Raw genomic sequence first — 9,604 nt, forward strand, 5'->3', positions numbered from 1 at the left:
ATGGCAAATTAGCTTGCGCTAAATAGCGAAATACTCAACACTTTTTTAAACGGTATAACAGTGATGAATTAAACGGTTTGTCTTATTCAAAACCTGGTAGGGACAGCGGTTATCAAAACCATGCGTCTGTATAGGAGGATAAGACGTCAATTTGTATCTCATTAGGGCGCGGTAAAATGAACGCCATAAAGACGCCGGATATATGTCGCAAGACCGTGAACCACTGCTGGATACCCACAACAATGGCCAACAATATGTAGACATCAACAGTGATTAAGAAAAAGAACATTGCCTTGCATTTAGCGAGGTGACCATATATGTTCCTGCAAGATTTGAGCGAGTAAGCTTTTGCGTCAATACCACGATACATCGATTTCATTTATCTCCAGCATATCTTTTGAAAATAGTGAGTGGATGTTACCAAGCAGGCAGCCTTATGAGGTTATTTGTCATGGTGATTTTGCACCTTACAATGTCACTTTAAATGGTAATAAAACTGTCGGCATCTTTGATTTCGACACGGCTCATCCTGCTCCAAGAATTTGGGATGTTGCTTATGCTGTTTATTGTTGGGCTCCTTTTAAAACGAATGAGTTTGATGCGTTAGGGGATATAAACTCTCAGTCGGTTAGGGCGCGGTTGTTTTGCGATTTTTATGGTTTGTCGCAGGGTGAGCGTGAAAAACTAGTTGAAACTATGATTGAAAGGGTTCAAACCTTAGTTGATTTTATGCGAAATGAAGCGGATAACGGTAATGACGCATTCATTGAAAATATCCGTGATGGTCATCACCTCGCTTATTTAGCGGACATTGAATATATGAAAATAAATCATCGTTCTATTACGAATAGCTTATTTGCTTAAGCATTTATAACTCGGCAATGAGTGCTCTATCACGAATGCACTAACAGGAACTTATTGGATTTATGAAAGACGTAGTTCAAATAATATTTGTTTCAAAGTCTCAATTACTGCTCGCATTTCGTCAAAATACAGGAGTGTTTGATCAGAATTGGGGCTTTCCCTCTGGACGAATTGAAGATGGAGAATTGCCGTTAAGCGCTGCTAAACGGGAAGCGATGGAAGAAGTGTCGGTAGAGACTCATGTTCTAAAATTCATAGCTAAATTAGCCGATCCAGAACGACCTATTAGTCACTATTTTTACATATGTTTAAATTGGTCAGGTGAAATTAAAAACGCAGAACCTAAGTTGTGCCGTGAGATACGTTGGTTCGACATTGAAGAATTACCTGATAATTGCACTTCAATAACCTATTCAATTTTAAAGCAACTAAAGGAAGTCGTTTACAACAGTAGCGATGCAGGTAACTGGTAAGGATTGGTAGAGTGTTTACGAACTTGTCATATAGTGGACGTAGTTGAGAGTAAATTGCTTAAAGTGTCTGTCCCTGCAAGACTCTGATGAGTGATAAAACGTTATGTATACGGAGTAAAATGATGATTCAATGGCCATGTGTTTTCAAATTAGAAGGAGACTCTGAGCTCATGTTTCTGGATTCTGAGTTCGTGTTATCTAGTGAGTTTGAATCGCTGATTTGGAGTGATTTAGATCACTTGATAGACAGCAACGGTCAATGTTATTTAGTCAATCACACTAACGGAAGCTATACATTTGAACCACAAGGTATTGAGTTATCTTTACAGTCAGTGACTCAATTAATTCAAGAACATGAGTTCACAAAGGCGGAAATGTGTTTGACTAAAATACAGTTTACATCGGTGCAAGAAGCAATACATTCGCTGGCATTTGAAAGATAAAAACAAGTACGAAAAAGTACGAGGACAGGCACTTCAAGTCGGGCCTTGATTAACCTCCTTTCTATGTTTGATAGAAAAAATAGTGAATTAGATCACTTTTTGCTTTTCTCTTAACTCAAAAGAGGGTATTAATTATGAAGAGCAATTATTGAACGTATCAAACAAGCAGGAGCAGTTGAAATTCATGGAGCAGGTTTATAATTTTAGTGCAGGGCCAGCAATGATCCCAGCCGATGTCATGCGTCAAGCGCAGAGTGAACTGATTAATTGGCAGGGTTTAGGCACGTCAGTAATGGAAGTGAGTCACCGAAGTAAAGCCTTTATTCAAGTGGCGAAAGAGTCCGAGCAAGATCTTCGCGATCTGTTATCCATTCCTGACAATTACAAAGTGCTGTTTTGCCAAGGTGGCGCTAGGGCTCAATTCTCCGCGGTTCCGATGAACTTACTTGGAAATGCCACCACTGCTGATTATATTGATGCTGGCTACTGGGCGCACAGTGCCATTGATGAAGCGAAGAAGTATTGCCAGCCGAATGTGATTGATGCTTGCATTGAAGTTGATGGAAAAAAAGCGGTGCAGCCTGCAAAAGAGTGGCCACTAAGTGACGACGCTGCGTATGTGCATTTTTGTCCAAATGAGACCATTGATGGGGTTGAGGTGCGTGACCTGCCTATTACCGATAAACCGATTGTCGCGGATATGTCATCAACGATTCTGTCGCGTGAAATCGATATTTCACAATATGGTGTCATTTATGCCGGAGCACAAAAGAACATTGGCCCTGCGGGTATCACTTTGGTTATCGTTCGTGATGATCTACTCGATTTAGCCAGTCAGGCGCTGCCGAGCTGTTTGACCTACTCGGTGCTCTCTGAAAAAGAGTCGATGTACAACACACCGCCAACGTTTGCATGGTATCTATCTGGATTAGTCTTTAAATGGCTCAAAGCACAAGGTGGTGTGGCAGCGGTTGAGCAGAAAAACCGTCAAAAAGCCGCGTTACTGTATGCGTGCATTGATGATTCAAATTTTTATAATAATGGCGTTCATGAGAGCAATCGCTCATTAATGAATGTGCCGTTTCAGTTAGCTAAACCTGAACTGGACGCTCTGTTTCTTGAGCAAGCCGAAGCGCAAGGATTGCAAGCATTGAAAGGGCATCGTGCCGTTGGCGGTATGCGTGCCTCGATTTACAATGCGATGCCGCTAGCAGGGGTGCAAGCTTTGGTTGATTTTATGTTAGCGTTTGAAAAGCAACACGCATAATCAACGGGACTAAATAGTGAAGGTAAGCCGCACACGATAATGTGCGGCTTTTTTATGGCTTAAAAGCGATGATAGAGTTGGTGATAACGGCCCTGATCATTGAGTAACTGCTGATGGGTTCCTTGTTCAATAATCTCGCCTTGATCCATCAGTACGATTGTATCCATCGTCTCTATACCCACCAATCGATGAGTCACTAACAGCACGGTTTTGTTTTTCGTATAGTGGTCAAGAATCGACAAAATCTGTCGCTCAGTCTGTTGATCTAGACCTTCTGTCGGTTCATCGAGCAGAAAAATCGGTGCATCATGTAAGATGGCTCTGGCAATGCCGATACGTCTGCGCTCTCCACCAGAGAGTTGTCTACCACCATCCCCTAACCACTCATTTAACCCTACGCCCTCTAATAGCGTACTAAGGCCGACTTGATTCAGTAGTGTATTCAGTTGGCTATCGTCAGCATCAGGTTTTGCTAGCAGCAGGTTATCACGCAAGCTGCCGTTCAATATGTCTACTCGCTGACTGACCACCGACATGGCCGATCGCAGTGAACGTTCATTGAGTAAATCAATCGACGTGTTATCCAGTTTGATGCTGCCTTGAGTGGGATCCCAGTGGCGGGTTAATAGTTGTAACAGGGTGGATTTGCCACACCCCGTCTGGCCAACAATGGCGACTTTTTCACCTGTTTGAATCTTTAGGGAAAGGTTATTGATGACGGTTTTGTCACTGTCCGGGTAATGAAAGCTCACCGCAGACACAGCAAGGTCACCTTGTGCGATCAGGTCAATACCTTCGGGATCAAAGGCGGTATCGATTGGCGCGGTAATGATCTCGTTTAAGCGTTTCGCTGAACTGAGCGTCTGTCCCAAGTACTGGAAGGCGCCAGCAATTGGCATGATCAGCTCAAAACTGGCCATGGTGGCAAAGGCGACCATGGCAATCAGTGGATCAGGGTTATTACCTGCAATACCGTCGGCACTTATCCAGATGATGAGGGTTAGCGTCCAACCATTGGCAATCAATAGCAGTGCATTGGCTAGGCCTGTTAATTTGGCCATCTCTCTTTGGCTTTGTAGCAATTTAGACTGTTTATCTAACAGTGCGTGACGATATTGTGGTTCTGCACCAAAAATCAGTAGTTCAGCATGACCTTGCAACCAGTCAAGAGTGGTGACTCGAAGAGCGGATTTATTAAGGGTTAATGACTCACCACTGCTTTTGCCCAGTCGATAAAAGATCACAGGCCAAGTGATTAATAACAGTAAAAGAATGGCACCCAGTGTTAAACCGATAGTCAGATCAAACCAACAGATAAACAGGGTTAAACTACCGATACCAATCGCGCCAACGGTCATTGGACTGATCAGACGCAGGTAGACATGGTCCATGGCATCCACATCCGCCACGAGTCTGTTGAGCAAATCAGCATCTCGCAGTTTAGAAAATCGACCAGGGATCAGAGGTATCAACTTGCTGAAAAAGAATATGCGTAGTTCGGTGAGGAGCTTGAAGGTGGCGTTATGACTGACCACTCTTTCGCCCCAGCGACCAGCGGTACGGCCAATCGAGAAACCTCGAACCCCACCGGCAGGCAACATATAGTTAAACGTCTCCCGGGCGATGGTGAGTCCAGCAACTGCCGAGGCGGCAATGAACCAACCCGAAAGCGTTAGTAGCCCAATAGTGGCAAATAGGGTAGCGAACGAAAGCAGCATGCCAAGGCTCAAACCGAACCAATGCTTTTTATACAGTTTTAAATAAGGAAGAAGATCACGCATTCTGTTCACCCTCATCGTGTTGTTGGAGCATAGATTGGAACAATCCCTGTTTGCTGAGGGTGTCGTAGTCACCTATTTGCTCGATGCGACCATTATTGAGCACCATAATTTGATCAGACGTTTTAAGCTGCTCAATGCGATGAGTGATCATGATGGTGGTGCTATTAGCAATGGCGGTACGAAGGCTAGTCATGACCAACTGTTCGCTGTTCGCATCAAGGCTAGCGGTGGGTTCATCCAGAATCCATAGGCTGCCCTGCTGAAGAATGGCACGTGCTAAAGCCAAACGCTGTGCTTGACCGACTGATAATCCCCCTGAGCGATCACTGATCGGGTAGTCATACCCAAGCTCGTTAATAAACTCTGTGGCAAACGCTTGTTCACAGGCGTTGTCTATCTGCTGTTGAGTTAACCCCTGCTTGCCTAAGCTGATGTTCTCTTTGATGGAACCATGGATCAACATGGGATTTTGACCGACCCAGTTAATCGTACTTCGCCATTTTGCCAGGTCGAGGGCGTTAATCTCTACCCCATTGACCGTCAAGCTGCCTTTATAGGGAAGAAAGCCTAACAGTGCGTTGATCAGGGTGGTTTTTCCCGCGCCACTAGGGCCAACAATCGCCAAGCTCTCTCCACTGCGTAGGGTAAAGCTTATCGGTCCAATCAAGGGTTTGTTATCGACGCTAACCACCTCTAGCTCGGTCGCGCGAATCGTCAGGGAGGAGAGAGCCACATGCTGACTGCCTGAATGCGGGCTTTCTACTCGGATCTCTAAAAAGTTAACGATGGACTCCGCCGCACCGACGGCTTGAGCTTTGGCGTGATAAAAGGTGCCCAGATCTCTTAGAGGCTGATAAAACTCAGGGGCCAAGATAAGAATAAACAGTCCCGTAAAGAGCGTCACACCAATGCCGTAATGTCCGAAATTGAGCTCGCCGATATAGGTAAAACCAAAATAGACCGCGACAATGGCAATAGACAACGAAGTGAAAAACTCCAACACCGCCGAAGAGAGAAATGCCAAACGCAACACTTCCATGGTGCGTTTACGAAAGACCTCTGAAGCCCCTTTTAATGAGTCAGTTTCACTTTGTGCCCGATGGAACAGGCGTATAGTGGTCATCGCTTGCAAGCGGTCATAAAAGTGGCCAGAGAGTCTCTGTAACGCTTTTACATTTCGACGATTGGCATCCGCAGCCCCCATACCAACTAGTGCCATAAAGAGCGGAACCAGAGGCGCTGTCAGCAAAAATATTAAACCGGCAACCCAGTTAAGTGGGAACACCACCACTAAAATAGTGAATGGCATTAATACCGCTAATGTCATTTGAGGTAAATAGCGAGCGAAGAAGTCTTGCATATCTTCGACCTGCTCTAAAATCAGAGTCGCCCAACTGCCTGCAGGTTTCCCTTTGATATAGGCGGGACCCAGTTCGCGCAATTTATCAAGAATAAGCTGGCGAATATAAACGCGGATCTGTTCACCGCAGCGGTAACCTGAAATTTCTCTTGCCCAAGTGGAGAGGGCGCGTAGAGCCACAAGAAATACCATGAGGACAAATTGATTTATCAACGCCGATTTACCCACTTTTTCGATGATAAGTTGATGAAGAATATCGGCAAGAATACCCGCTTGAGCAATCAGTAGTAGGCCAGAAAGAAACGCGAGACTAATGGTGGCGATTAACCAACGTTGGGCTAATTTGGATTGAGATTTAAGCCATTTGTTGAGGCTACGCTGTCTGTATTTATCCATAAGGAGGGCTGATTATTGGTTGGAGTGAAAACGTATCATAGCCACTTTCTGTTTGAGAGCATAGAGCGCTGTTTAGAGCAGAGAGTGGCTATAAGAAGGAGTATCGTAATCTTGCGGTTATGCGTCTAACTCATCGAGGTATCGTTCGGCATCCAGCGCGGCCATACAACCTGTTCCTGCTGAGGTTATCGCTTGACGATAGGTATGATCCATCACGTCACCAGCGGCATAAATACCTGTCACACTGGTTTGAGTCGCATTACCTTCTAAGCCAGATTGCACTTTGATGTAACCGTTGTTCATCTCAAGCTGGCCGTTAAAAATATCGGTATTTGGCTGGTGGCCAATCGCAATAAAGGCGCCCATCACATCCAGAGATTCCGTGGTATCGGAGTGAGTATCTTTGAGAATTAACCCCGTTACTCCCATCTCATCACCCGTCACCTCTTCTAAAGTGCGATTAATGTGTAAGATAATGTTACCGTTTTTCACTTTTTCCATCAGCCGGTTAATCAGAATTTTTTCTGAACGAAAGCTGTCACGACGATGTACAAGGTGTACTTCTGATGCGATGTTAGACAGGTAGAGAGCCTCTTCAACGGCGGTATTACCACCACCAACAACCGCGACTTTCTGGTTACGATAGAAGAAACCATCACAGGTTGCGCACGCCGAAACGCCACGCCCTTTAAAGAGTTCTTCAGATTCTAGCCCTAAATACTTTGCTGACGCACCGGTTGAGATAATGAGTGCATCGCAAGTGTACTCGGCGCTGTCGCCCTTTAAACGAAATGGACGTTGGCTGAAATCTGTCTCGTTAATGTGGTCAAAAATGATCTCAGTTTCAAAACGTTCAGCATGCTCTTTCATCTGTTCCATCAAACCTGGACCTGTCATATCCGCCGCGCCACCAGGCCAGTTTTCGACCTCTGTAGTAGTGGTTAATTGACCACCTTGCTGCATGCCGGTGATCATCACAGGGTTCAGGTTCGCTCTAGCCGCATAAACCGCAGCCGTGTAACCAGCAGGGCCTGAGCCTAAAATTAGTAACTTCGAATGTTTAACAGTACTCATAAAATGCTCCGAGCAGACGAGAAATTAGCATAAAGTAAAAAGGGCACCATAATAGGTGCCCTTAACGAATTTAACAATAAGTTAATTGTTAGTCGATATTTAATGCTGCCGTTGGGTCTACAAACTCAAGGTCAAAGCTCTCTGCAACTTCTTTACAAGTCACTTTACCGTGAATCACATTTAGACCATCTAACAGACCTTTGTCTGAAAGAAGTGCTGCTTTATAGCCTTCGTCAGCAAGTTTAACAATGTAAGGCAGTGTTGCATTGTTAAGTGCAAACGTAGAGGTTCTTGCAACTGCGCCAGGCATGTTTGCCACACAATAGTGAACAACATCATCAACAACGTAGGTAGGATCAGCATGCGTTGTCGCGTGAGAAGTTTCGAAACAACCACCTTGGTCAATCGCAACATCAACCACTGCCGCACCCGGTTTCATACGTTTGATGTGATCTTTTGTTACTAATTTCGGTGCTGCTGCGCCAGGGATAAGAACTGCACCAACCACGAGATCCGCGTCAAGAACATGCTTTTCAAGTGCATCGGCAGTTGAATAAACTACTTTTGCACGTCCTTGGAACTCTTCGTCAAGTAAGCGTAAAGTATCAAGGTTACGATCTAGAATCGTTACGTCAGCACGCATTCCTACTGCCATGCGTGCTGCATTAGCACCAACAACACCACCGCCGATAACAACCACTTTTGCAGGCTCAACACCAGGAACGCCACCAAGAAGAAGACCACGACCGCCGTTAGATTTCTCTAAAGTTTGAGCGCCAGCTTGAATTGACATTCTGCCCGCTACCTCAGACATTGGAGCAAGTAGTGGCAGACGACCCATAGAATCTGTTACAGTCTCATATGCTATGCAAACCGCTTTACTCTTGATAAGATCTTCTGTTTGAGGCAAATCCGGTGCAAGATGTAGGTAAGTGAATAGAATTTGGTCTTCGCGTAGCATTGCACGCTCAACTGCTTGAGGCTCTTTCACTTTCACAATCATCTCGGCTTTAGCAAAAACATCTTGAGCCGTAGGAAGTATAGATGCACCGACAGCGACATAGTCGTCGTCAGAGAAACCAACGCCAGAACCGGCAAGGGTTTCTACGAAAACTTGGTGTCCATGTGAGATAAGCTCACGAACGCTAGCTGGGACCATACCTACGCGGTATTCGTGATTTTTAATTTCCTTTGGGATTCCAATGATCATGCTGTGTCCTTATGTTTTTATGGTTGTTTTATCTAGTTGTAGGGTTGAACTGTCGAATATATCTCTAGTATAGTGTCATTTGAATAGCATTTGATATCGAAAATTTAACAAGTTGTAGAATATATTTTTGCAAGGAAGTAATAAGGTGGAATAAAAAATGGTAGATAACTATAAGAAGCCATCCAAGGAATTGGATAGAATAGATAGGAATATTTTAAATGAGCTACAAAAAGATGGGCGAATTTCGAACGTTGAACTGTCTAAACGAGTAGGGTTATCACCTACGCCTTGTTTAGAGCGTGTTCGTCGCTTAGAGCGTCAAGGGTATATTAATGGTTATACGGCTTTACTAAACCCTCAGTTTTTAGATGCATCTCTATTAGTGTTTGTTGAAATCACACTAAATAGAGGCACGCCTGATGTATTTGAGCAATTTAATCTTGCGACACAGCAATTAGATGATATTCAAGAGTGCCACCTAGTTTCTGGTGATTTTGATTATCTTTTAAAGACACGTGTATCAGATATGAGTGCATACAGGAAATTATTAGGGGATACTTTGCTACGCCTTCCAGGAGTGAATGACACGCGTACCTACGTTGTCATGGAAGAAGTGAAGCAAACCAATAATTTGGTGATAAAAACTCGATAACAATTTGGTGTTCACATCCATTTTTGATAAAAYTGTGATCACTGTCATCCGAGCGGCTTTTGGCCGCTCGAATTGTTTATAAAA

Annotated in this window: 8 protein-coding genes and 1 pseudogene; 5 read left to right on the top strand and 4 right to left on the bottom strand. The window is 44.4% G+C overall.

Annotation, left to right across the window (positions count from 1 at the left end):
• Nucleotides 1-336 precede the first annotated feature (336 nt).
• The 4 genes and pseudogenes from L4C32_RS19355 to serC form a co-directional block, all read left to right on the top strand.
• Nucleotides 337-864, top strand: a pseudogene (locus L4C32_RS19355) (phosphotransferase); the annotation flags it as partial.
• 62 nt (nt 865-926) lie between these two features.
• Nucleotides 927-1,337 carry an NUDIX domain-containing protein gene (locus L4C32_RS19360; protein ID WP_428198535.1) on the top strand — a complete coding sequence of 137 codons (411 nt, stop codon included), beginning with the start codon at nt 927-929 and terminating at the stop codon, nt 1,335-1,337.
• Nucleotides 1,338-1,459: 122 nt separating this feature from the next.
• A complete protein-coding gene (locus L4C32_RS19365; protein ID WP_428198541.1) occupies nt 1,460-1,780 on the top strand; it encodes a DUF4144 family protein in 321 nt (106 codons plus the stop codon).
• Between the two features lie 184 nt (nt 1,781-1,964).
• Entirely contained in the window at nt 1,965-3,047 is a 1,083-nt protein-coding gene (serC, locus tag L4C32_RS19370; protein WP_428198542.1) for a 3-phosphoserine/phosphohydroxythreonine transaminase, read from the top strand.
• A gap of 59 nt (nt 3,048-3,106) precedes the next feature.
• Here serC and cydC read toward each other — a convergent pair whose 3' ends face one another.
• From cydC to ald, 4 genes are all read right to left on the bottom strand, one after another.
• A complete protein-coding gene (gene cydC, locus L4C32_RS19375) occupies nt 3,107-4,828 on the bottom strand; it encodes a heme ABC transporter ATP-binding protein/permease CydC (protein WP_428198536.1) in 1,722 nt (573 codons plus the stop codon).
• A complete protein-coding gene (gene cydD, locus L4C32_RS19380) occupies nt 4,821-6,584 on the bottom strand; it encodes a heme ABC transporter permease/ATP-binding protein CydD (protein WP_428198537.1) in 1,764 nt (587 codons plus the stop codon). The genes cydC and cydD overlap by 8 nt, the downstream gene beginning before the upstream one ends.
• A 117-nt stretch (nt 6,585-6,701) precedes the next feature.
• Nucleotides 6,702-7,658 (bottom strand): thioredoxin-disulfide reductase, encoded by a 957-nt coding sequence (trxB, locus tag L4C32_RS19385; RefSeq protein ID WP_428198538.1) that lies wholly within the window; start codon nt 7,656-7,658, stop codon nt 6,702-6,704.
• Nucleotides 7,659-7,746: 88 nt separating this feature from the next.
• Nucleotides 7,747-8,868: an alanine dehydrogenase gene (ald, locus tag L4C32_RS19390; RefSeq protein ID WP_428198539.1), complete on the bottom strand. Its 1,122-nt coding sequence runs from the start codon at nt 8,866-8,868 to the stop codon at nt 7,747-7,749.
• 157 nt (nt 8,869-9,025) lie between these two features.
• Between ald and lrp the strand changes: the two genes are divergently transcribed.
• Nucleotides 9,026-9,520 (top strand): leucine-responsive transcriptional regulator Lrp, encoded by a 495-nt coding sequence (gene lrp, locus L4C32_RS19395; protein ID WP_428198540.1) that lies wholly within the window; start codon nt 9,026-9,028, stop codon nt 9,518-9,520.
• The last annotated feature ends 84 nt before the right edge of the window (nt 9,521-9,604 follow it).

The sequence above is a fragment of the Aliivibrio kagoshimensis genome, from assembly GCF_050337105.1.
Lineage (GTDB): Bacteria > Pseudomonadota > Gammaproteobacteria > Enterobacterales > Vibrionaceae > Aliivibrio_A > Aliivibrio_A kagoshimensis.